Raw genomic sequence first — 25,772 nt, 5'->3', positions numbered from 1 at the left:
ACGTTTTGACCCCTCAGGGAAATCGAGAGATGACAACTACCGACAGATGCCCGGTCGCCTTCCCGCTGCGGCGGCCCGGCAAGCCCTTCCCGCCGCGGGAGTACGTGGACTACCGGAAGCTCGACGGTCTGGTCGAGTCGGTGCTGCCCACGGGTGCCCGGGTCTGGCTGGTGACCCGGCACGAGGATGTGCGGACGGTGCTCACCGATCCGAGGATCAGCTCCAACCCCTCGCATCCGGGTTTTCCCCGGCCGGGGAAGACCGTCGGGGTGCCGTCCCAGGACGAGGTGCCCGGCTGGTTCGTGGCGCTGGATCCGCCGGAGCACGGCAGGTTCCGCAGGACGCTGATCCCGGAGTTCACGGTCCGTCAGGTCAGGGAGATGCGGCCGGCGATCCAGCAGATCGTGGACGCGCGGATCGACGCCCTGCTCGCCGCGGGGAACACCGCCGATCTCATCGCGGACTTCGCGCTGCCCGTGCCGTCCCTGGTGATCTCGAATCTGCTCGGGGTGCCCAGGGCGGACCGTGATTTCTTCGAGGCGAAGACGCGGGTCATGGTGACGCTCACCTCGACGGACGAGGAGCGGCAGGCGGCGTCCCAGGCGCTGCTGCGCTATCTCAACCGGCTGATCGCCGTCAAGCAGAAGCGGCCGGGGGACGATCTGCTCAGCAGGCTGCTGGCCGACGCGACGCTGTCGAAGCAGGAGTTGTCCGGTGTGTCGATGCTGCTGCTCATCGCCGGGCACGAGACGACGGCGAACAACATCGGGCTCGGGGTGGTGACCCTGCTGTCCCATCCGGAGTGGATCGGCGACGAGCGGGCGGTGGAGGAGCTGCTGCGCTACTACTCGGTGGCGGATCTGGTGGCGTTCCGGGTGGCCGTCGAGGATGTGGAGATCGGCGGGCAGCTCATCAGGGCGGGCGAGGGCATCGTGCCGCTGGTCGCCGCCGCCAACCACGACGGCACCGTCTTCGACCATCCCGCCGAGTTCGACCCCGGCCGGTCGGCCCGCTCCCATGTGGCGTTCGGGTACGGGGTGCACCAGTGCCTGGGACAGAACCTGGTCCGGGTCGAGATGGACATCGCGTACCGGACGCTGTTCGAGCGGATCCCCTCGCTGGAGCTGGCCGTGCCGGTCGAGGAGCTGCCGCTCAAGTACGACGGAGTGCTGTACGGGCTGCACGAGCTGCCCGTCCGCTGGCAGGCCGGCCAGTGCCCCTCCCGGCAAGGTTGACCTGTCCGACTCAGTGACCGACGGAGGAATGATGGTTCGTATCGGTGTGGACACCGAGCGCTGTGTCGGAGCCGGGCAGTGTGTGCTGACGGCTCCGGACGTCTTCGACCAGGGCGACAACGGGATCGTGCTGCTCCTGGGGGAGCCCGGGGACGAGCCCACACGCGACGCGGTACGGCAGGCGGTGACCGCCTGCCCGTCCCAGGCGATCACCGTACGGGAGGAGTGAGCCGGGGCGTACCGCGGCACATGCGACGGGCGCTGTCCCCCACTGGCCGGTGGGGGACAGCGCCCGTCCCGCTGCTCGGGCGGCCGTTACCAGACGACCGGGAGTTCGCTGAGGCCGCCGGACAACTGACCGCCGGGCACCCGCAGTTCCTCGACCGGGCGGGCGAGCCGCAGCCCGGGGAGGCGGGTGAACAGCAGGGTGTACGCCGTCCTGAGCTGCATCCGGGCCAGCGGGGCACCGATGCAGTGCCACATCCCGTGGCCGAAGGTCAGATGCGGGTTGGGCGAGCGGCGGATGTCGAACAGCTCGGGGGCGTCGAAGACCTGCCGGTCGAAGTTGGAGAGGGTGAAGTCCAGCAGGACGAGTTCGCCGGTACGGATGGTGACTCCGCCGATCTCGACGTCGTCGGTGGCGTAGCGCGGCAGTACCGAGCCGCCGGCCTTGGCCGAGCGCAGGATCTCCTCCACGGCGCCCGCCATCAGCCCGGGGTCCCCCATCGCCGCGGCGCGCTGTTCCGGGTGGAGGCTGAAGAGCGCCACGCCCAGGTCGATATGGCCGGCGACGCTCTCCAGTCCGGCGAAGAGCAGTCCGGCGGAGATCGGGCCGATGCGTTCGTCGGAGGGCTCGCTCTCGCAGAGCCGTGAGATCACGTCGTCGGCCGGTTCGGTCCTCTTACGGCCCGCCAGTTCGCCCAGATAGCCGAAGAGGTCCCGCTGTCCCTCCTGGACGCCCGCGAGGTCGCCGAGGTCGCCCATCCGGGCCAGCGCCGAGACGAGCCTGCCCCGGTCCTCGGCGGGCACCCCGAGGAGTTCACTGAGCACACCCAGGGACATCGGGGTCGAGAACCCGCTGTGCAGGTCGGCGGGTGGCCCCTGGGCGAGGAAGTTCTCCAGCACCGCTTCGGCGACGGCCTCGACCTTGGGCATCAGATTGAGGACACGGCGGGCCGAGAAGTTCGGTGTGAGCAGCGCGCGGGCCTCGGCGTGCACCTTGCGGGCGAGGTCCGCGTCGTCGACGACGAGCATGTCCAGGAACGGGTTGCGGACATACCGTGGGGCGTTCGCGAGGTCCGCGTGTGCCCGGCCCAGCCGTTCGTCGTGGAGCAGCTGCTTGAGTTCGGCGTGGCGTGTCACCAGCCAGCCCTCGTCGCCGGCCGGTGTGCGTACCTTGCACAGCGGTGCGCGGGTCTGGAGGTCGCGCAGCAGCGGGCTCAGCCGCAGCACGGACGGTGACTCACCCCGGTACGCGGGCAGTTCCTGTGATGTGACCATGGAATTCTCCGTAGGTTGTCGGACGGTCCGCTCGTGCCCCTCCCGGCAAGCTTTGCCCCGGGGCAAACATCGCCGGTCACGGCACTAGTGCCGGGGAAGGCCGGCGAGCCACTGCTCGATCGTCCGTGCCGTCAGCGCCGAGTGCTCCTTGGCGAGCGACAGATGGTCGGCCTCGATGTCGCGGATGTCGTCCGCGGGGACCGAGGAGGTGTCGAAGAGGAAGCCGTCCAGCGCGCGGGCGCATCGCACCAGGAGGGTCGGCGCGGTGGTCGGCGGTGCCTCGATGTCGGTCATCGCCATGAACCAGTGGGCCATCGCGGACATCCTGGCGCTGTTCAGTGTGACCGAGGGGGAGTCGATGTCCGCCAGGTAGAAGCGGGTGGTCCGGTCGAGGTCGTTGTTCTCGCCGCTGCTGTAGCGGATGCTCGCGGTGTCCAGCAGGATGACCGCCTCGGGGGTGACGCCCCAGGTCTCCTCCAGTACGCCCGCGGCCAGATAGGCGAGTGAGCCGCCCGTGGAGTGTCCCGCCATGACGAAGGGTTCGCCGTCGCTGGCGTGCAGCGCGCTCTCGGCGACGACCCGGGCCGCGGCCGCGCTGGTGGCGGGCAGTGGCTCGCCGGGGGCGAAGCCCATGAGCGGGAGCGCGGACACCTGCCGCTTGCCCCGGAAGTGTGCCGCGATCCGCGCGTACTGGTGTACGCCACCGGTCGCGCCCGGGGCGCTGACGAAGACCAGCCTGGGGGTGCTCGGGCCCTCGGCCAGGACGACGGGCGCCGACAGCTCCTCCAGGTCGGCGGGGGTCTCGAAGGTCGGCCGGGTGTTGGCGACCGCCTTCAGCATGCGCATGGCCTCGACGAGTCTCCCGGACTGTACGGCGCTGTGGAACAGGCCGACGAGTGTCTCGTCGGCGTTCCTGGGCGAACTCACCCCAGTTGTACGCCCGTTGGGTGATCCCGCGTCGAGATGTCCGGCCAGTTCGCCGCGGAGCCAACGGGCGAGCTTCAGCGGGGTCTCGTTGTCGAAGACCATCGAGGTGGGCAGCCGCAGTCCGAGCGCCTCGGCGAGCTGGTTGCGCAGGCCCACGGAGACCAGTGAGTCGAATCCCAGCTCCAGGAAGCCACGTTCGGGGTCGACGGCGCCCGGGTCGCGGTGGCCGAGCAGCGCGGCGGCGTGGCCGACGACCAGGTCGATGAGCAGGCTCTCCTGTTCGGCGGCGGCGAGACCGCGCAGCCGCTCCCGCAGGGTGACCGGGGAGCGGCCACCTGAGGCGGCCGCGCGGCGGGGGCGGGGCACCAGCTCCTGCCAGAGCGCCGGCAGGCCCTGCTGCTCCCGGAGCCCGGCGATGTTGAGCCGCGTCGGGACGATCACCGCCCCGGGCCGGGCGACGGCGGCGTCGAAGAGTTCCAGCCCCCGCTCGGCGGACAGGGGCGGCATGCCGGTACGGGACATCCGCTCCAGATCGGCCTCGCCGATATGGCCGGCCATGCCGCTGTCGCCGCCCCAGGGGCCCCAGGCGAGGGACAGCGCGGGCAGTCCCCGGCTCGTCCGGTGCCGGGCGAGCGCGTCGAGATACGCGTTGGCCGCGGCGTAGTTGCCCTGTCCCGGGCTGCCCAGGACTCCGGAGACCGAGGAGTACAGGATGAACGCCGCCAGGTCGAGGCCACGGGTCGCCTCGTGCAGATACCAGGCTCCGTCGGCCTTGGACCGTCGTACGCTCTCCAGCTTCGCGGGCGTCAGCGAGCCGGTCAGCGCATCGTCCAGCACCCCGGCGGCGTGCACCACGGCAGTCAGCGGATGTCCGTCCGCCACGCCGGCCAGCAGCGCGGTGACCGCGTCGCGGTCGCCGATGTCGCAGGCGACCGCCGAGGCCCGCGCGCCCCGCCGTTCCAGGTCGGCGATCAGCTCCGGCGCGCCGGGCGCGTCCGGGCCGCGCCGACCGGCCAGCAGGAGGTGCCGTACCCCGTGCGTGGTCACCAGGTGGCGGGCCAGGGCGGCGCCGAGTCCGCCCGTACCTCCGGTGATCAGTACGGTGCCCTCGGGGTCCCAGGGCGTCCGGGGCGCCGTGCCGTGCTCGGGCAGCCGGGTCAGCCGTGCGGCCCTGACGGCGTTGGCCCGGACGACCACCTGCTCTTCGTCGAGGGTGAGCAGCCACGGCAGCACCCCGGCCGACAGGAACGTGTCGTCCATGTCGACGAGGAGAAAGCTGCCCGGGGTCTCCGTCTGCGCCGACCGTACGAGGCCCCGGGCCGCGGCGGCGGGCAGGTCCCGTACGTCCTCGTCGTCCACGGCGACGGCGCCCCGGGTGACGAAGACCAGCCGGGTGTCCGCGAGCCGGGGCTCGCTCTGCCACTCCTGGAGCAGCGCGAGCACCCAGGAGGTGAGGGCGTGCACCGCCTCGGGCTGGTCCTGGCCGGGGCCCGCGACGACGGGGACGAGGACGGCGTCGGGCGCCACCCCGCTGTCGCCGATCACTCCGGCCAGGGAGGCGGCGTACGCGCTGACGGTCTCGTCGGCGCGGTGCATCGCGTATCCCAGGTCGAGTTCGTCGACACCGACGACCGCCCAGCGGGTGCCCACGACCGGTGCCCGCTCCGCGACCTCCACCCAGTCCAGGGCGAGGAGCGAGCCCCGCTCGGCGGCGGATCCGCTCTCCTGCCGTACGGAGGGCGCGCCGAGGACCACCGATTCCGCCGAGAGGACCGGGGCGCCCGTCGCGTCGACGGCCCGCAGTGTGATCCCGTCGGGCCCCGCCGCGGTGATCCGTACCCGCAGTGTGGCGGATCCGGTGGCGTACAGGGTCAGCCCGTGCCACTCCACCGGCAGTGGGGTGGCCCGCCCGTCCTCGGGGTCCAGCGCGACCGCGGCCCGCAACGCGGCGTCCAGCAGCGCCGGGTGGACGCCGTAGGCGCCGCTGTCGCCCGCCCCGGCTGCCTGCGCGACCTCGGCGAACACCTCTCCCTCGCGCCGCCATACGCCCAACAGGCCCCGGAACGCGGGCCCGTAGGCCATCCCGGCCGCGGTGAGCCGTTCGTACAGTCCGTCCAGCGCGACCGGCCGCGCGTCGCGCGGCGGCCAGAGCGTGGTGTCGAACGTGTCCTCGCCGGCGTCGCCCGGGGCCAGCACACCACGGGCGTGCAGCGTCCAGGGTTCCTCGTCCCGGCCCGCCGGGCGGGAGTGGACGGTCAGCTCCCGGTGGCCCGTACCTGCCTCCTCGGGACCCACCCGTACCTGCGTGATGACCGCCTCCCGCTCCGGCAGCACGAGCGGTTCCAGCAGGGTCAGTTCGGCCAGCCGGTCCGCCCCCGCCCGGTCCCCGGCGTGCAGCGCCAGCTCGGCGAAGGCCGTCGCGGGCAGGACGGTCCGGCCCTCGACCCGGTGGTCGGCGAGCCACGGATGCGCCCGCGCCGACAGCCGTCCGGTCAGTACGGTCTCGTCCGAGCCCGCCATCATGACGGCCGCCCCGAGCAGCGGATGCCCCGCCGCCGCCAGGCCGAGGCCCGAGGCGTCGCCCGCGACCGCCCGTACCGTGGGCCAGAACCGCTCGCGCTGGAACGCGTACGTCGGCAGCTCCACCCGCCGGGCGCCGGTGCCCGCGAACAGCGCGGCCCAGTCGACCGCCACCCCCCGCGCGTACAGCCCGGCGAGCGCGGTGACGGCCGTGGCCTCCTCGGGCCGGTCCTTGCGCAGCAGCGGCAGCGCGGCGACGGCCGGGTCCTGGACGGATTCCGGTACGAGCGCGGAGAGCACCCCGTCCGGGCCCAGCTCCAGGAAGGTGGTCACCCCGTGGTCGGCCAGCTCGGTCACGGCGTCACCGAACCGTACGGTGTCACGGACATGACGGACCCAGTACGCGGCGGAGCACAGCTCGTCGGCGGTGGCGAGCGCGCCGGTCACATTCGAGACGACCGGCACACTCGGTGCCCGGTAGGTCAACTCGGCAGCCACGGACCGGAATTCTTCGAGCATCGGCTCCATGAGCGGCGAGTGGAACGCGTGACTGACCGCGAGCCGCCTGGTCGTGCGCCCCTCCGCCGCCAGCCGCTCGGTGAGCGCCAGCACACTGTCCTCACCACCGGAAATCACCACGGACGAAGGCCCGTTGACCGCCGCGACCGACACCCCGTCGGTCAGCAGCTCCGTGACCTCGGCCTCGGTGGCCCGTACGGCCGCCATCGTGCCGCCCGCGGGCAGTGCGCGCATCAGCCGCGCCCGCGCGGCCACCAGTCGGCCCGCGTCCTGGAGCGAGAGCACCCCGGCGGCATGCGCGGCCGCGATCTCGCCGATCGAGTGACCGGCCAGGAAGTCCGGGGCGACCCCCCAGGAGCGGACCAGCCGGAACAGCGCCACCTCCACGGCGAACAGCGCGGGCTGGGCGAGTCCGGTGTCGTCGAGCGGCCCGGAGCCCTCGGTCGTGTCCCCGGCGTCCTCCCGCTGGATGGCCTCGCGGAGCGAACATCCGAGGAGCGGGTCGAGTACGGCGCACACCTCGTCCAGCGCCTCGGCGAAGACGGGGAACCGCCCGTACAACTCGCTTCCCATACCGGCTCGTTGGGATCCCTGGCCGGTGAAGAGCAGCGCCAGCCGGCCCCGGCCGGTGACACCGCGCGCCACCTCGGTGAGTTCGCCGCCCGAGGCGATCAGGACCGCCCGGTGTTCGAAGGCGGAGCGGGTCGTGGCGAGGGAGAGGCCGATGTCGAGCGGAGTGTGGCCGGGGGCCGGGGCCGTGGCGAAGGCCCTGATCCGGTCCAGCTGCGCGTCAAGTGCGGCGGCGCCACGGCCCGACACCGGCCAGGGCACCACACCGGGCACGGTCCGCGCGACGGCCGGTGGCTCCTCGGCCGGTGTCTCCTCGGCCGTGGGCAGCGGCGCCTGCTCGATGAGTACGTGTGCGTTGGTGCCGCTGATCCCGAAGGACGACACGCCCGCGCGCCGCACCCGGTCACCCTCGGGCCACTCCACCGGCTTCGTCAGCAGGCTGACGCCACCGGCCTTCCAGTCCACGTGCGACGACGGCGCGTCCACGTGCAGGGTCTGGGGCAGTACGCCGTGGCGCAGCGCCAGCACCATTTTCATGACGCCCGCGACGCCCGCGGCCGCCTGGGTGTGGCCGATGTTCGACTTGACCGAGCCGAGCCACAGCGGGCGCCTCGGTTCGCGGTCCTGCCCATAGGCGGCCAGCAGGGCTCCCGCCTCGATCGGGTCGCCCAGGGTGGTCCCCGTACCGTGTGCCTCCACCGCGTCCACATCCGCCGGGGAGAGTCCGGCACCCGCCAGGGCCTGGCGGATGACCCGCTGCTGGGCGGGGCCGTTGGGGGCGCTCAGGCCGTTGGACGCGCCGTCCTGGTTGACTGCGGAGCCGCGCAGCACCGCGAGGATCCGGTGTCCGTTGCTGCGGGCGTCCGAGAGGCGTTCCACGACCAGCAGGCCGACGCCCTCGGACCAGGCGGTGCCGTCGGCGGTGTCGGAGAACGCCTTGCAGCGCCCGTCGGGGGCCAGGCCGCCCTGGACGGTGAACCCGGCGAAGCTCGCGGGCGTGGTCATCAGGGTGACACCACCGGCCAGCGCCAGAGCGCACTCACCGTTGCGTACGGCCTGCGCGGCGAGGTGGAGGGTCACCAGCGACGAGGAGCACGCGGTGTCGAGGGTGACCGCGGGGCCTTCCAGGCCGAGGGCGTAGGACAGCCGGCCGGAAAGGACGCTGGCCGCGAGGCCGTTGGCCGCGTAGCCGCCCATGTCGTCCTGTGCGGCGAGGACGAGGTGGGTGTAGTCCTGCGAGTTGGTGCCGATGAACACACCGGTCCTGCTGCCGCGCAGGGTGGCCGGGTCGAGGCCGGTCCGTTCGACGGCCTCCCACGCCACTTCCAGGAGCAGCCGCTGCTGGGGGTCCATCGCCAGGGCCTCGCGCGGCGAGATCCCGAAGAAGGCGGGGTCGAAGTCGGCCGCGTCGTACAGGAATCCGCCTTCCTGGGTGGCGCTGCGGCCCGGTCCGTCGCCGGCGAGCGCCTCCAGGTCCCAGCCCCGGTCGGCGGGGAATCCGGCGATGGCGCTGCGGCCGGTCGCGAGCAGTTCCCAGAGGTCTTCCGGGGAGCGGACCCCGCCGGGGAAGCGGCAGCCCATTCCGACGATCGCCACCGGTTCCTGGCGGCCGGACTCGGCCTCCTGGAGGCGTCGGCGGGTCTGATGCAGATCGGTGGTGACCCACTTCAGGTATTCGACGAGTTTCTTTTCGTCCGGCATCGTCCGTGAACCTTCCATAAGTTTTCGCGTGCGAGGCGCGAGGTGCGAAGTTCGAAGTGCGGAGGGGTACGACCGGGAGGGCGGGGCCCGGTCAGGCGCCGGCCGAGCGGCCCAACTCGTTGTCGATGAAGGCGAAGACCTCGTCGGCGCTCGCGGCCTCGATCCGTTCCGTGATCACCAGCGCGCCGGTCCCGTCCCCGGTGTCGGACGCTGTCCCGTCCCAGCGGGCGAGGAGGCCGCGCAGCCGGCCGGCGACACCGGCCCTGGTGGCCTCGTCGGCCTCGCCCGCGTTCAACGCCGCTTCCAGTCGGTCGAGTTCGGCCAGCGGCGACGCGTTCGCACCCGGTTTCCCGGCCCCGAGCAGGAGCGCGGCGAGATGCCGGGCGACGGCGACCGGGGTGGGATGGTCGAACACCAGTGTGGCGGGGAGCCTGGCGCCCGTCCGCGCGGTCAGCCGGGTGCGCGCCTCGACCGCCATCAGGGAGTCGAAGCCGAGCCTGCTGAAGTCCCGGTCGGCCGGGATCGCGTCGGGGGTGGCGTGTCCCAGCACGGCGGCCGTCTCGGTACGTACCAACTCCACCAGCAGGCCGAGCTGTTCGTCCGCGCCGAGCGGGGCAAGCTGCCTGACCAGCCCCGCCTTCCGGTTGCCCGCTCCCGCCGTACGGCGCCGGGTGCGCACCAGGGCGCGCAGGATCGGCGGCACCTCGTCCACGGAACGCGGCGCGTCGGCGCCCGCCCCGGTGACGACACGGATCGCGACCACCAGCGGCTCGTCGCGTACGGTCGCCGCGTCGAACAGTGCGAGGCCCTGCTCCACCGACAGCGGGGGCATGCCCGAGCGGGCCATCCGCTCCATGTCGGCGGCGCTCAGCGAGCTGGTCATGCCACCGCCCTGCGCCCACGGCCCCCAGGCCAGGGAAAGGGCAGGCAGCCCGAGCCCGGCGCGGTGTCCGGCCAGGGCGTCCAGGAAGGTGTTGGCCGCGGCGTAGTTGCCCTGGCCGGGACCTCCGGTGATGCCGGAGACCGAGGAGTAGAGGACGAACCCGGCGAGGTCGAGGTCCCGGGTCGCCTCGTGCAGATGCCAGGCGGCGTACGACTTGGGCCGCAGGACCCGGTCGAGCAGACCGGGGGTGAGCGATCCGACCGTGGCGTCCTCCAGGGTGCCCGCGGTGTGCACCACCGCGGTCAGCGGATGCCCCTCGGGTACGGCCGCGAGCAGCGCGTCCAGCGCCGTACGGTCGGAGACGTCACAGACGGCGAGGGTCACCTCGGCGCCCAGGGCGGTCAGTTCGGCCCGCAGCGCGTCCGCGCCGGGCGCCTGCGCCCCACGCCGTCCGGCGAGCAGCAGATGCCGCATCCCGTGCTCGGCGACCAGGTGCCGGGCGAGCACACCGCCCAGTCCGCCGGTGCCACCCGTGATCAGCACCGTACCGTCGCGGTCCCACGCGCGGGACCGGGCCCAAGGTGTGCGTACACCCTCCTCGGGCATCCGGGCCAGCCTGGCCACCCGTACCCCGTCGCCGCGCAGCGCCGCGTGGCACTCTCCCGCGTCGAGCAGACCCGGCAGCGTGGGGAGGGCGCGGCCGAAGGCGGCGCCGATGGCCGCGGTGGCGGCGAGGTCGTCGGTGTGGTCGAGAGGGTCGGTGTCTTCGAGACTGTCGGTGTCATCGAGGTCGAGGAGCAGGAAGGTGCCGGGGTTCTCCGACTGCGCGGAGCGGACCAGGCCCCAGACTGCGGCGGCGGCCAGGTCCCGTACGCCTTCGTCGGCGGTCGCGACCGCGCCCCTGGTGACGAACACCAGCCGTGATCCGGCCGCGCGTTCGTCGGCCGACCACGCCTGCAGCAGGTCGAGCGCCGCCTCCGTCAGGGCGCCCACCGCGTCGGGCAGACAGGACGCGTCATCGGTGGGGCGGCCGATCACCGGGGCCAGTACGACGTCCGGCACCGGTCCCGGCGCGTCGAGGAGTTCGCCGAGCGACCGGGCGCGCACGGCGGACAGGCCGTCCACCGCTTCGAGCGCGCGGTACAGCCCCGTACCGACCGCGCCTTCCGTACGATCCGTGTCACCGATGACCGCCCAGCGCAGGCTGTGGGGGGCGGCCGGGGGCGCGGCGGCGGGGGCCATCCACTCGACGCCGAACAGCAGGGCGCGTTCGGTCTCGCCGTCCGCCTCGTCCGTACCGTCCGCCCCATCGGTACCGGCGGCGGTGTCATCGTCGAAGAGCGACCGCAGGGTCAGCGAGCGCGCCGAGACCACCGGGGCCCCGTTCTCGTCGACGGCGGCGAACGACACCGTGTCCCGGCCGGTCGCCGCGAGCCGTACCCGCAGGGCCGTGGCGGCGCCCGCGTGCAGGGTCAGCCCGTGCCACACCACAGCCTCCGCGCCCCCCGGCGCGGTGTCGTCGTCCAGCAGTCCCGCCGCCCGGACCGCGGTGTCCAGGAGCGCCGGATGGATCCCGAACACCTCGCCCGTACGGGCCTCTTCGGGCAGTTCCACCACGGCGAACACCTCTTCGTCACGGGTCCAGGCGGCCCGCAGGCCCCGGAACGCCGGGCCGTGGTCGAGGCCCGTCGCGGCGGGCCGCTCGTCACCGTCGGCCAGGTCCACGGGCACGGCCCCGGCGGGCGGCCACACCGCCGTACCGAACTCCGTACCGTCCGCCGCGTCCGGTGTCCCGGCGGCGCGGGTGGTCAGCACACCGGTGGCGTGCAGGGTCCACGGCAGATCGACCGCCGCCTCGGAGCGCGCGTGCACCTTCAGCACGCGTCGGCCCGCCGTGTCGGGGGCGCCGACGCCCACCTGGAGCCGTACCGCGCCCTGCGCGGGCACAACGAGAGGGGCGGTGACGGTCAGCTCCTCGACCAGGTCGCAGCCCGTCTCGTCACCGGCCCGTACGGCGAGTTCCGCGAAGGCCGACGCGGGCAGTGTGATCCGGCCCCGCAGTCGGTGACCCGCCAGCCAGGGATGGGTCCCGGCCGACAGCCTGCCGGTCAGCACCACCTCGTCGGAGCCCGCCACCGCCACCGCCGCGCCGAGCAGCGCGTGCCCGGCGGCCACCAGCCCGAGACCGGAGGCGTCCCCCACCGACACCGGTCCCGACAGCGACGGCCAGAACCGCTCGCGCTGGAACGCGTACGTCGGCAGCTCCACCCGGCGCGCACCCGTACCGGCGAAGAATCCGGCCCAGTCGACACCCGCCCCGTCCATATCCGTCCCGTCCGCGCCGACCCCGTTCGCGTACAGAACGGCCAGCGCTGTCACGGCAGTTCGCTCCTCGGAGCGGTCCTTGCGCAGTACGGGAACCACCACGGCGTCCGCCGGAACGACCGCGCGGACCATGGCGCACAGCACACCGTCGGGTCCCAGCTCCAGGAACATACCGACCCCCCGGTCCGCGAGCGCCCGTACCCCGTCCGAGAAGCGCACCGCCTCGCGCACATGCCGTACCCAGTAGTCGGCGGTGCACAGCTCGGCGTCGGTCGCGAACGCTCCCGTGAGGTTCGAGACCACCGGAATCCGGGGCGCCCCGAACGTCAACGTCTCTGCCACAGAATGGAATTCCGCCAGCATCGGGTCCATCAGGGGCGAGTGGAACGCGTGACTGACCGGAAGCCGGGTGGTCCTGCGACCGCTCGCCGCCAGACGCTCCGCGATCCCCAGCACACTGGCCTCGGCACCGGAAATCACCACGGCCGAGGGCCCGTTGACAGCTGCGATCGAGACATCACCGGCCAGCAGCGGCCGTACCTCGTCCTCCGTTGCCTGTACGGCGACCATCGCGCCGCCCACGGGCAGCGCCCCCATCAGCCGCGCGCGGGCCGTCACCAGCCGCGCCGCGTCCTCCAGCGGGAACACCTCCGCGACATGGGCGGCGGCGATCTCACCGATCGAATGCCCGGCGACGAAGTCCGGGGTGACACCCCACGACTCGACCAGCCGGTACAGCGCCACCTCGACCGCGAACAGCGCGGGCTGGGTGACGGCCGTGTCATTGAGCGCGTCGGCGTCGTCCCCCCACATCACCTCGCGCAGCGACACACCACCGCCGGCATTCCGCGCGGTGTCCAGATGTGCCAGTACGGAGTCCAGCGCGTCGGCGAAGACCGGGAAGCGTTCGTACAGTTCACGGCCCATACCGAGCCGCTGCGAGCCCTGCCCGGAGAACAGCACCGCCGAAGGACGGTCCGCCGCCTCTCCCCTGGCCACTTCCACCACAGCCCCAGCGGGCTCGGTGGTCCCACCGGTCTCGGAGGACCGCGATTCCGCCATCAGCACGGCCCGGTACTCGAACCGCCCCCGGCTCGTGGCCAGCGAGAACCCGATATCGGCGGGGGACAGCCCCGGACGGTCCGCGACGAAGGACCGCAGCCGGGCCACCTGGCCGTCCAGCGCGGCCTCGCTCCTGGCCGAGACCGGCCACGGCACCACAGCAGGTGCCGCATCGACGGCCGGCGGGACCATGGCCGGGAGCGCCGGTGCCGACGGGGCCTCCTCCAGGATCACATGCGCGTTCGTACCGCTCATACCGAAGGACGACACGGCGGCCCGGCGGGAACGCCCGGTCTCCGGCCACTGCCGCTGCTCGGTCAGCAACTCCACCGCACCAGAAGCCCAGTTGACCCGGGTCGAGGGCTCGGTGACATGCAGGGTGCGCGGCAGGACGCCGTGCTGGAGCGCCAGGACCATCTTCATCACACCGGCGACCCCCGCCGCCGCCTGGGTGTGGCCGATGTTCGACTTGAAGGACCCGAGCAGCAGCGGCCGCTCCGGGGCGCGGTCCCGTCCGTACGTCGCCAGCAGGGCCTGCGCCTCGATGGGATCGCCCAGCATCGTGCCCGTACCGTGTGCCTCCACCGCGTCCACATCGACGGTGGTCAGCCCGCCCGAGGCGAGGGCCTGGCGGATGACCCGCTGTTGTGAGGGGCCGTTCGGGGCCGTCAGCCCGTTCGACGCGCCGTCCTGGTTGACGGCGGACCCGCGCAGCACCGCCAGGATCTCGTGGCCCTGGCGGCGCGCCTCCGACAGCCGCTCGATCACCACCACCCCGACCCCTTCGGACCAGCCGGTGCCGTCCGCCGAGTCGGAGAACGCCTTGCAGCGGCCGTCCGGGGCCAGCCCGCCCTGCCGGGTGAACCCGGCGTAACTCGTCGAGGTCGTCATGACCGTGACCCCGCCGACCAGCGCCATGGAACACTCACCGGCCCGCAGCGCCTGGGCGGCCCAGTGCAGGGCGACCAGCGACGAGGAGCAGGCCGTGTCCACGGTGACCGCGGGCCCCTCGAAACCGAAGGCGTACGACAGTCTGCCGGAAATGACACTGGCCGCCAGCCCCGTACCTGCGTGCCCCTCCACGTCCTCCTTGGCCCGCATGATCAGGTTGGCGTAGTCCTGCCCGTTGGTCCCGATGAACACGCCGGTACGGCTGGAGCGCAGCGCCGCCGGATCGGTCCCGGTCCGTTCGACGGCTTCCCACGAGGTTTCCAGCAACAACCGCTGCTGGGGGTCCATCGCCAGCGCCTCGCGCGGCGAGATCCCGAAGAAGCCCGGGTCGAAGTCCGCCGCGTCGTACAGGAATCCGCCCTCGGTGGTGGCGCTGCGCCCCTGTCCGTCGCCGACGAGCGCGTCGAGGTCCCAGCCCCGGTCGGTGGGGAATTCCGCGATGCCGTCCCGGCCCTCGGTGAGCATCCGCCACAACTCCTCGGGCGAGTTCACACCGCCGGGGAAGCGGCACGCCATGCCGACGACGACGATCGGGTCGCCGTCCGGGCCGTCGTGACCGGTGTGGCCGCCGAGCCGCTCGCCGAGGAGCCCCTCCGTCCCTCCCCCGCCCAGCAGTTCGGCCAGCAGATACCCAGCCAGCGCCTGCGGTGTGGGGTAGTCGAACACCAGGCTGGCGGGCAGCTCCAGACCTGTCAGCCCGCGCAGCCGCGCGCTCAGCTCCACCGCGGTCAGCGAGTCGAAGCCGACATCGCTGAACGCCTTGTCGCCCCGGATCGTCCCGGCGTCCGCGTGCCCGAGCACGGCGGCGGACTCCGTACGGACAACGGTCAGCAGCAGTGCGGCCCGCTCGGATTCCGGTGTGCCGCGCAGCCGCTCCCGGAGCCCCGACGCGGCCGACCCGCTCTCCCCGCGCTCCCCTTGGAGCACCTTCCACGTACGGCGGGCCTCGGGCAGATCCCCGAGCAGCGGGCTGGGCCGCAGGCTGAGCATGGCGGCCAGCGGCCGGGGCTGCTGGAGATCGGCGAAGACCATGGTCGGCTCGGGCTCCACGACCGCGCGCAGCAGCGCGGCGACCGCGAGCCCCGGGTCGAGGACACGCACCGCCGCCGGCCGACCCGTCGTACCACCGCCGTTCCCACTCTCGCCACCGCCCCATGCGACAGAGGTCGCCGGAAGCCCCCGCGACCGGCGCCGCTCGGCCAGCGCGTCCAGCACCGAACCCGCGGCGGCGTGGTGGGCCTGCCCCAGTGTGCCCACGGCGCCCGCGGCGGTGGAGCAGAGAGCGAACACCGACAGACCGAGACTGGTCGTCAGCTCGTCGAGGAGCAGCGCCGGTACGACCTTCGACCGGAACACCGCCCCGAACCGCTCGGCCGACACCTCCGACCGCTGTCCCTCGGCAGCCGGCACACGGACCCCCGCCGCGTGTACGACCCCGGTCAGCGGCAGATCCTCCGGAATCGCGGCGAGCACCCGCGCCAGCTGCTCCCGGTCGGCGGCGTCACACGCCGTGACCGTGACCCGGGCGCCGAGACCGGTCAACTCCGCGACCAGCTCCGCAGCCCCGGGCGCCTCGATCCCACGACGACCGAGCAGTACGAGATGGGGCGCGCCCCCGCCCGCCAGCCGACGGGCGACATGCGCGCCGAACGCACCGGTACCGCCCGTGATGAGCACCGTGCCGGACGGCTCCCAGCGGTCCTCCTCGGTGTCTCCCACGGACTCCGCGAGGGGCGCGGACACCATGCGTCGGCCGAACACACCCGACGCGCGGACCACCACCTGGTCCTCGCCGTCCCCACTCGCCAGCACGGCGGCGAACCGCCGTACCGCCCGCTCGTCCAACTCCACGGGCAGATCGACCAACCCGCCCCACTGCCGCGGGTGTTCGAGCGCGGCGACCCGGCCGAAGCCCCAAACGGCGGCCTGCGCGGGGCTGAGCGGCGGTTCGGACCCGCCGGACCGTCCGAGGCTGACGGCTCCCCGCGTGACAGCCCAGAGCGGAGCCCCGACGCCCGCGTCCCCGAGCGCCCGCAGCAGCGCGGCCGTGTCGACCAGCCCGGCGGGAACCCCCGCCACCTCCCGCGATACGTCGAGCGCGAGCAGTGACACCACACCCGCGATGCCCCCCGGAGCGTCCGAGGACGCCTCCTTCAGCCGCGCGACCAGGCTGCCGTCGTCCCCGTACCCGACACACCGCACAGCCGGGCCGAGAGCCGCGATCAGCTCGGCCGTCCACCCGTCGGCCACCCCGGCCGCAGGGGTCAGAACCAGCCAAACCCCCTTCAACATAACGGAGTTACCGGTCAGCGGCTTCCATGCCTGCCGGTAGCGCCAGGCATCCATGGCCGTACGGGCCCGGCGCCGAGTGCGCCAGGACGACAGCGCAGGCAGTACGGCCCCGAGCGAGTCGCCGTCCACCTCCAGCCCCGCCGCCAGAGACTCCAGATCCTCCCGTTCCACCGCCGCCCAGAACTCCGCGTCGACCGGGTCCACACCGTCCGCCGACCCGGCCCCGGCCACCTCGGGCCAGAACCGCTGCCGCTGGAAGGCGTACGTCGGCAGATCCACCCGCGCCGCACCCGTACCGGCGAACAAGGTCTCCCAGTCCGGAGAAACCCCCCGGACATGAAGCTGAGCCAACGCGGTCACAGCCGCCAGCTCTTCGGACCTGTCCTTACGGAGCAGGGGTACGGTCACCGCGCCCCCCTCGACCGACTCCTGAGCCAGCGCCGACAACACCCCGTCCGGCCCCAACTCCAGGAAGGCGGTCACACCCGCATCAGCCAACGCCCGCACCCCGTCACCGAACCGGACAGCCTCCCGGACATGCCGCACCCAGTACTCAACCGCACACAACTCCCCAGCCGCGGCCGGCCTCCCCGTCAGATTCGACACCACCGGAACAGACGGCTCCCGGAAAACAAGCCCCGAAACCACCGCCCGGAACTCATCCAGCATCGGATCCATCAACGACGAATGAAACGCATGCGACACCCGAAGCCGAGCCACCTTCCGACCCTGCCCCTCCAACCGGGCCACAACCCCCAGAACAGCATCCTCCACACCCGAAACCACCACGGAAGAAGGACCGTTGACAGCGGCGATCGACACGTCACCGGCCAGCAGCGGCAGAACCTCGCCCTCCGCCGCCTGCACAGCCACCATCGCACCCCCCACCGGAAGCGCGGCCATCAACGACGCCCGCGCAGCCACCAGACGGCACGCGTCCTCCAACGAGAACACCCCCGCCACATGGGCCGCCGCAACCTCACCGATCGAATGACCCGCCACAAAATCCGGGACCACACCCCACGACTCCACCAACCGGAACAGCGCCACCTCCACCGCGAACAACGCAGGCTGAGCAGCCCCCGTACCGTTCAACAGCTCCGCGTCATCACCCCACATCACATCACGCAGGGACTCGCCCAATTGCTCCAGCACCGCATCCAACGCCTCCGCGAAGACAGGGAACCGCCCATACAGCTCACGCCCCATCCCCAACCGCTGCGAACCCTGCCCCGAAAACAGGAACGCGCACTTCCCACCAACAACCGAACCCGACACCACCGAAACATCCGGCTCACCCACCGCCAGCGCCGCCAGCGCACGTACCGTCTCCACCGGCTCACCGGCCGCCACCACCGCCCGGTGCTCGAACCGCGAACGGCCCGTCGCCAGGGAAAAAGCGATGTCGACCCGTCGACCCTCGGGCCGCGCCTGCATATACGAGAGCAACCGGGCCGCCTGCCCCCGCAACGCCCCGGGTGTCTTGCCCGAGAGCACCCACGGCACAACAACCGGCTCCCCCACCGGCTCCCCGGAACCATCCACCCGCCCCTCCACATCCACCCCCCCGGTCAAAGCATCGATCGGCTGCTCCAGAATGACGTGTGCGTTCGTCCCACTGATCCCGAACGACGACACCCCCGCACGCCGCACCCGACCCAACTCAGGCCACACCTGCTCCGACCTCAACAGCTCCACCGCACCCACAGACCAATCCACATGCGACGACGGCTCCGACACATGCAACGTCCGCGGCAGCACACCGTGGCGCATCGCCATGATCATCTTGATCAGGCCCGCCGCGCCCGCAGCGGCCTGCGTGTGCCCAATGTTGGACTTCACCGAACCGAGCAGCAACGGCCGCTCCGGATCACGGTCCCGGCCGTACGTCGCCAACAGCGCCTGCGCCTCGATCGGGTCACCCAGCGGTGTTCCGGTGCCGTGGGCCTCGACCGCGTCCACGTCGGACGGGGAGAGTCCGGCGTTGGCGAGTGCCTGCCGGATGACGCGCTGCTGCGCAGGACCGTTCGGAGCCGTCAGACCGTTCGACGCACCGTCCTGGTTGACGGCGGAACCCCGCACCACAGCCAACACCTCATGACCATGACGCCGGGCATCCGACAACCGCTCCAGGACCAGGACCGCCGCGCCTTCCGACCAGCCGGTGCCGTCCGCAGAGTCGGAGAACGCCTTGCAGCGGCCGTCCTCGGCCAGCCCGCCCATCCGGGAGAATCCGGCGAAGTTGGCCGAGGTGGTCATCACTGTCACACCGCCCGCCAGGGCGAGCGAGCACTCACCGCCGCGCAGGGCCTGTGCGGCCAGGTGCAGCGATACGAGCGACGACGAACACGCGGTGTCGATGGACATCGCCGGGCCTTCGAGGCCGAGCGCGTACGCGAGCCTGCCCGATACGACACTGACCGCGAGTCCGGTGGTCGCGTGGCCCGCCATATCGTCCTTGGAGCGCATGACGAGACCCGCGTAGTCCTGTCCGCTGACACCGATGAAGACGCCGGTACGGCTGGCGCTCAGGGACGCCGGGTCGATTCCGGCGCGTTCCGCCGCCTCCCAGGAGACTTCGAGCAGCACACGCTGTTGCGGGTCCATCGCCAGCGCCTCGCGCGGCGAGATGCCGAAGAACTCGGCGTCGAAGTCTGCCACGTCCCGCAGGAATCCGCCCTGCGCCTCGACCGCGCCGAGGGACGGTCCGGCTTCCCAGCCCCGGTCGGTGGGGAAGCCGGAGATGGCGTCCTCACCGGAGAGGAGCAGGTCCCAGAGCCCTTCCGGGGATTCCACACCGCCGGGGAAGCGGCAGCTCATGCCGACGATCGCGATCGGTTCGTCCAGTGTGTTCCCCGCGCCCGCCGATTCCCGTGCGGTGACCGTGTCCGTCTGCTCGTCCCCCACCAGTTCGTCGAGCAGGTACGCGGCCAGCCGGGCCGGTGTCGGGTAGTCGAAGATGAGGGTGGCGGGGAGGGTCAGTCCGGTGGCGGACGCCAGCCTGTTGCGCAGTTCGACGGCGGTCAGCGAGTCGAAGCCGAGCTGCCTGAACTCCCTTTCCACCGAGATGGCTTCGGGCGAGGAGTGGGCGAGCACCACCGCCGCCTCGGTGCGGACGAGATCGGTCAGCAGCCGGGGCCGTTCGCTCTCCCGCAGTTCGGTCAGCCGCTCGACCAGCCCTGCCCTGGACACGCCCGCCGCGCCGCTCTTCGCCGCCCGGCGGCCGGTCCGTACCAGCCCTCGGAGGATCGCGGGAACGCCCGCCCCGCGCGGAGCCGCGCCGCCCCCCTGGCCCCCGGCTCCGTCACCGATACCGAGCGGCACCACCAGTGCCTCGTCGCTCACGATGGCCGTGTCGAACAGCGCGAGTCCCCGGGCCACTTGGAGCAGCGGCATCCCGGATCCCGCGCTCACCCGGCGTACATCGTGGTCCTCCAGGGTGCTGGTCATGCCCACCCCTTGCTCCCAGGCTCCCCAGGCCAGCGAGGTTCCGGCCAACCCGTGTTGCCTCCGGTACGCGGCCAGCGCGTCCAGGAAGGTGTTGCCCGCCGCGTAGTTGGCCTGCCCCGGGCTGCCCATGACACCGGCCGTCGAGGAGTACAGGACGAATCCGGCGAGGGGGAGATCGCGGGTCAGCTCGTGCAGGTTCCACGCAGCGTCGGTCTTGGGCCGCAGTACGGCGTCGAGGCGCTGGTCCGTCAGCGCGCCGATGGTGCCGTCGTCGAGTACGCCCGCGGTGTGGACGACAGCGGTCAGCGGATGCTCGGCCGGCACCGTTGACAGCAGCCGCGCCAGCGCGTCCCGGTCCGCCGCGTCGCAAGCGACGACCGACACCTCCGCACCGTGTGTCCGCAGGTCGGCGGCGAGCTGGGCGGCGCCGGGCGCCTCCGTACCCCGTCGGCTCATCAGCAGCAGACGCCGTACGCCGTGCCCGGTGACCAGGTGCCGGGCGAGCACACCGCCGAGACCGCCCGTACCACCGGTGATCAGTACGGTCCCTCCGGGGCTCCACACCGGGGGCATCGTCAGCACGATCTTGCCCACATGCCTGGCCAGGCTCATGAACCGGAACGCGTCACGCGCCCGTCGTACATCCCACGAGCGGACGGGCAGCGGCTCCAGCACTCCCCGGCCGAACAGCTCCATCAGCTCCGCCAGCATCCGCTGAATGCTGGGGGCGTCCACCCAACCGAGGTCGAAGGAGCGGTAGTTGAGTCCCTCGGGCAGATCCGCCGCCTCCCTGACATCGGTCTTGCCCATCTCCAGGAACCTGCCCCCGGGGCCGACCAGCCGCAGGGACGCGTCCACGAACTCACCGGCCAGCGAGTTCAGTACGACATCGATGCCCCCGCCCCCGGCGACCCCGGCGAACGCCGCCTCGAAGTCCGTCGTGCGCGACGAGGCGATATGGTCGTCCGCCACGCCCAGGGAGCGCAGCACCTCCCACTTTCCCTCACTGGCGGTCGCGAAGACCTCCGCGCCCATGTGCACGGCCAGTTGGATCGCCGCCATTCCCACGCCGCCCGCGCCGGCGTGGATCAGCACCTTCTCCCCTCGGCGCAACTCCGCCAGTTCCAAAAGTGCGTGATAGGCCGTCAGGAAGACGAGCGGCACCGATGCGGCCGTCTCCCACGACCACTCCTCGGGTACGGAGATCATCCGGCGCCCGTCGCCCACCGCGTGGGTGCCGAAACCGCCGAAGAGCATGCCCATGACCCGGTCACCGACCCGCAGTCCGGTCTCCTCGGGGCCGACCTCGACGACCACACCCGCCGCCTCGGAGCCGAACAGGCCCGCGTCACCGGGGTACATTCCGAGGGCGTTGAGGACATCGCGGAAATTCACCCCGGCCGCGCGGACCTTGATCCGTACATCGTGGCCGGTCAGCGGCTCCAGAACCTCGGGGTACGGGGCCAGCTCCAGCCCGTCCAGGCTGCCCTTGGCCCGGCTGCCGAGCCGCCACGGCACCCCCACGGGCGGCACAAGCCCCGTACCGGACTCCAGTCGCGCCAGCCGCCCGACACGCAGCGCGCCCGCGCGGACCACGGCCTGCGGTTCGTCGGCGTCCATGAGGCCGGGCAGCAGTCCCGGCAGCGCCGACAGTGCCTCCATGTCGCCGCCCACACCGCCATCAGCGTCTGCGCCCACGTCCACCAGCAGGAACCGTCCGGGATTCTCCGCCTGCGCGGACCGCACGAGACCCCACACGCAAGCGGCGGCGACATCGGTCACGGCCGAACCGCCCGCCTCCACCGCTCCCCGGGTGACAAACACCAATCGCGAGTCGGCGAACCGCTCCCCCGCCAGCCACTCCTGCACCAACGCCAGTGTGTGGGAAGCGAGTTCGCGCGACGACTCGACAACCCGCGTGCCGTCTCCCACCAGGGGGACAACAACCACGCCCCCCGGCTGGTCCAGCTCCGCGAGTGTGTCCACGGGGGTACGGAGACGTACGGTGCCCGCAGAACCGAGCGCGGCCGTCAGCCCCAGCCCGTCCGCCCCCAGCACCACCCACTCCGTGTCGGTGGTCTTCCGCGGTGTGCCGGGCGCCCCGTCGACTGTGCTGGGCACCCAGTCGACACGGAACAGCGAGTTCAGCTCGTCGCGCCGGCTCGTGTCGGCGGGCTGTGGCGCGGCGGACCGCAGGGTCAGCGACTCCACCGAGATCACCGGCTCACCCTGGGCATCCACGGCCGCCAGCTCCACCGCGTCCCGGCCGCTGCTCGTCACCCGTACCCGAAGGACCGACGCGCCGGAGGCGTGCAGGGACACCCCGTTCCAGGCGAACGGCAGCAGACTCCGTCCGTCGCCGTCCGCGCTGGCGAACACCGTGCTGTGCAGGACCGCGTCGAACAGCGCCGGGTGCACCCCGTACGCCTCCGCGTCCTGCGCCTCTCTCGGGAGGGCGACCTCCGCGAAGACCTCCTCGCCCCGACGCCAGACCGCGCGCAGCCCCCGGAACACCGGCCCGTACTCCAGCCCGGTGCTCGCGTAACGCTCGTACAGCCCCTCCACATCGACCACGGTCGCGCCCTTGGGCGGCCACACCGACGCGTCGAAACCGATCACCCGCTCGCCGGTGCCGATCCGGCCCGAGGCGTGCAGTGTCCACTCGTCGTCGGGCGCGTCGACGGGGCTGGTGTGGAAACGCAGCTCGCGCCGGCCCTCGTCGTCCGCGCCGCCGATGAAGATCTGGACGCGCACCGCGCCCATACGGGGCAGGATGAGCGGCGCGGCCAGTGTCAGCTCCTCGACCCGGTCGCATCCTGCCTGGTCAGCGGCTCGGATGGCCAGTTCGAGGAAGCCGGTGCCGGGGAAGAAGACCATCCCGCCGACCACATGATCGGCCAGCCAGGGGTGGGTGGCGAGCGATAGCGTCCCGGTCAGCAGCAGCTCGTCGGAGCCCGCCACGGACATGGCCGCGCCGAGCAGCGGATGATCGGCGGAGGCCAGCCCGAGCCCGGTGGCATCCGCGGGCCGGAAGGTCGCCTTCGGCCAGTACCGCTCCCGCTGGAAGGCGTACGTCGGCAGATCAACCCGCGCCGCACCGGTGCCCGCGAAGAAACCGGGCCAGTCCACCCGTACACCCCGGACATGAAGCTGAGCCAACGCGGTCACAGCCGCCAGCTCTTCGGACCTGTCCTTACGGAGCAGGGGTACGGTCACCGCGCCCCCCGCGACCGACTCCTGAGCCAGCGCCGACAGCACCCCGTCCGGCCCCAGCTCCAGGAAGGCGGTCACACCCGCATCGGCCAACGCCCGCACCCCGTCACCGAACCGGACAGCCTCCCGGACATGCCGCACCCAGTACTCAACCGCACACAACTCCCCAGCCGCAGCCGGCCTCCCCGTCAGATTCGACACCACCGGAACAGACGGCTCCCGGAAAACAAGCCCCGAAACCACCGCCCGGAACTCATCCAGCATCGGATCCATCAACGACGAATGAAACGCATGCGACACCCGAAGCCGAGCCACCTTCCGACCCTGCCCCTCCAACCGGGCCACAACCCCCAGAACAGCATCCTCCACACCCGAAACCACCACGGAAGAAGGACCGTTGACAGCAGCGATCGACACGTCACCGGCCAGCAGCGGCAGAACCTCATCCTCCGCCGCCTGCACAGCCACCATCGCACCCCCCACCGGAAGCGCGGCCATCAACGACGCCCGCGCGGCCACCAGACGACACGCATCCTCCAACGAGAACACCCCCGCCACATAAGCAGCCGCAACCTCACCGATCGAATGACCCGCCACAAAGTCCGGGACCACACCCCACGACTCCACCAACCGGAACAGCGCCACCTCCACCGCGAACAACGCGGGCTGAGCAGCCCCCGTACCGTTCAACAGCTCCGCGTCATCACCCCACATCACCCCACGCAGAGACTCGCCCAACCGCTCCAGCACCGCATCCAACGCCTCCGCGAAGACAGGGAACCGCCCATACAACTCACGCCCCATCCCCAACCGCTGCGAACCCTGCCCCGAAAACAGGAACGCGCACTTCGTCCGCCCCATGGCCGTGCCCTCGACCGTGCCCGGTGCCGCGCCGTTTCTGAGCCATGTCTCCAGTGCGGCACGGCCCGCCACACACTGGTCCTCGCCCTCGGCGACGACGGCGAGGCGGTGTTCCATGCTCGCCCTGGTGGTGGCCAGGGAGAGGGCGATGTCCGCAGGACGCAGTTCGGGTTCGCGTTCCAGCCTGCTCAGCAGGATGGTCGCCTGGTCCCGCAGCGCCTCGGCCGTCCGGCCCGAGACGACCCACGGCAGCGCGAACGCCCGCCGGACGGGAGCGGCCTCGGCGGCCGCCGGTTCGACGACGGGGTCCGGGGCCTGCTCGACGATCACATGCGCGTTGGTGCCGCTGACCCCGAACGAGGAGACACCGGTACGGCGCGGGCGGCCCGCGTTCGGCCACGCGCGGGCCTCGGTGAGCAGCTCGACGCTGCCCGCCGTCCAGTCGACGTGTGACGAAGGGCGGTCCGCGTGCAGGGTTTTGGGCGCCATGCCGTGGCGCATCGCCATGACCATCTTGATCACACCGGCGACGCCCGAAGCGGCCTGTGTGTGGCCGATGTTGGACTTCACCGACCCGAGGAGCAGCGGTCGTTCGCGGTCCTGGCCGTATCCGGCGAGCAGGCTCTGGGCCTCGATGGGGTCGCCCAGCGGTGTCCCCGTACCGTGTGCTTCCACCGCGTCCACATCGGCCGGGGAGAGACCGGCGTTGGCGAGTGCCTGGCGGATCACGCGTTGCTGGGAGGGGCCGTTGGGGGCAGTGAAGCCGTTGGAGGCGCCGTCCTGGTTGACGGCGGAGCCCCGGATGACGGCGAGGACGGGGTGGCCGTTGCGTTGTGCGTCCGAGAGGCGTTCCAGCATCAGGACGCCCGCCCCCTCGGCCCAGCCGGTGCCGTCCGCCTCTTCGGCGAACGCCTTGCAGCGGCCGTCCCGCGCGAGGCCGCCCTGCCTGCTGAATTCGATGAGCGAGCCGGGGGTGGACATCACGTTGACACCGCCCGCGAGCGCGAGTCCGCACTCGCCGCCGCGCAGCGACTGCACCGCCAGGTGGAGGGCGACCAGCGAGGACGAGCAAGCGGTGTCGACCGTGATCGCGGGGCCTTCGAGGCCGAGTGTGTACGAGAGCCGGCCGGACACCGCGCTGGCGGCGATGCCGGTGCCGACATCTCCGGTCGCGTCGTCCAGCGACCTGACCAGGAGGTAGGCGTAGTCCTGTCCGTTGGTGCCGATGAACGCTCCGGTACGGGTGGAACGCAGCCTGGTGGCGTCGATGCCGGACCGTTCGATGGCTTCCCACGCGGTCTCCAGCAGCAGCCGCTGCTGGGGGTCCATGGTGACGGCCTCGCGCGGTGAGATGCCGAAGAAGCCCGGGTCGAAGTCGGCGACGCTGCTGAGGAATCCGCCCTGCTGGCTGACGGAGGTGTCCCGTGCGTCGGTGGTGCTGTCGCGCAGTGCGTCGAGGTCCCAGCCACGGTCGGTGGGGAAGCCGGAGATGGCGTCGGTGCCGGAGGCGACCAGGTCCCAGAGGTCTTCGGGTGAGTGGACCCCACCGGGGAACCGGCAGCCCATTCCGACGATGGCGATGGGCTCCTTGGCGGCCGCGACGAACATCCTGTTCTGCCGCCGCAGCCGCTCCGCCTCCTTCATCGCGGCGCGGAGCGCTTCGACCACACTCGCCGTGGAGGCGCTTCCGGCGGAGGTACCTCCCGTCGAGGTGGTCTGCGGGGGGACGTTCTGGATGGGGGCGTTCATCGTCTCTGCTCCGT

5 protein-coding genes are annotated in these 25,772 nt (G+C 72.2%); 2 read left to right on the top strand and 3 right to left on the bottom strand.

Annotated elements, in window-relative coordinates:
* The first annotated feature begins 29 nt into the window (after positions 1-29).
* Positions 30-1,235: a cytochrome P450 gene (locus ACIP8W_RS29205; protein WP_401958405.1), complete on the top strand. Its 1,206-nt coding sequence runs from the start codon at positions 30-32 to the stop codon at positions 1,233-1,235.
* A gap of 28 nt (positions 1,236-1,263) precedes the next feature.
* On the top strand, positions 1,264-1,464 hold the full coding sequence (locus ACIP8W_RS29200) for a ferredoxin (RefSeq protein WP_402153432.1): 201 nt from the start codon (positions 1,264-1,266) through the stop codon (positions 1,462-1,464).
* 86 nt (positions 1,465-1,550) lie between these two features.
* On the opposite strand, the gene ACIP8W_RS29195 is transcribed toward ACIP8W_RS29200, so the two are convergent.
* From ACIP8W_RS29195 to ACIP8W_RS29185, 3 genes are all read right to left on the bottom strand, one after another.
* Positions 1,551-2,735: a cytochrome P450 gene (locus ACIP8W_RS29195; RefSeq protein WP_401958409.1), complete on the bottom strand. Its 1,185-nt coding sequence runs from the start codon at positions 2,733-2,735 to the stop codon at positions 1,551-1,553.
* Between the two features lie 84 nt (positions 2,736-2,819).
* Positions 2,820-8,972, bottom strand: coding sequence for a type I polyketide synthase (locus tag ACIP8W_RS29190; RefSeq protein ID WP_402205360.1), 6,153 nt, complete (start codon positions 8,970-8,972; stop codon positions 2,820-2,822).
* A gap of 91 nt (positions 8,973-9,063) precedes the next feature.
* Positions 9,064-25,758 carry a type I polyketide synthase gene (locus ACIP8W_RS29185; protein ID WP_402205358.1) on the bottom strand — a complete coding sequence of 5,565 codons (16,695 nt, stop codon included), beginning with the start codon at positions 25,756-25,758 and terminating at the stop codon, positions 9,064-9,066.
* Positions 25,759-25,772 lie beyond the last annotated feature (14 nt).

This window comes from Streptomyces sp. NPDC088554, assembly GCF_044752945.1.
Lineage (GTDB): Bacteria > Actinomycetota > Actinomycetes > Streptomycetales > Streptomycetaceae > Streptomyces.
Note: the sequence above shows the minus strand (reverse complement) of the source record. Positions and strands in the feature narration are given on the sequence as shown.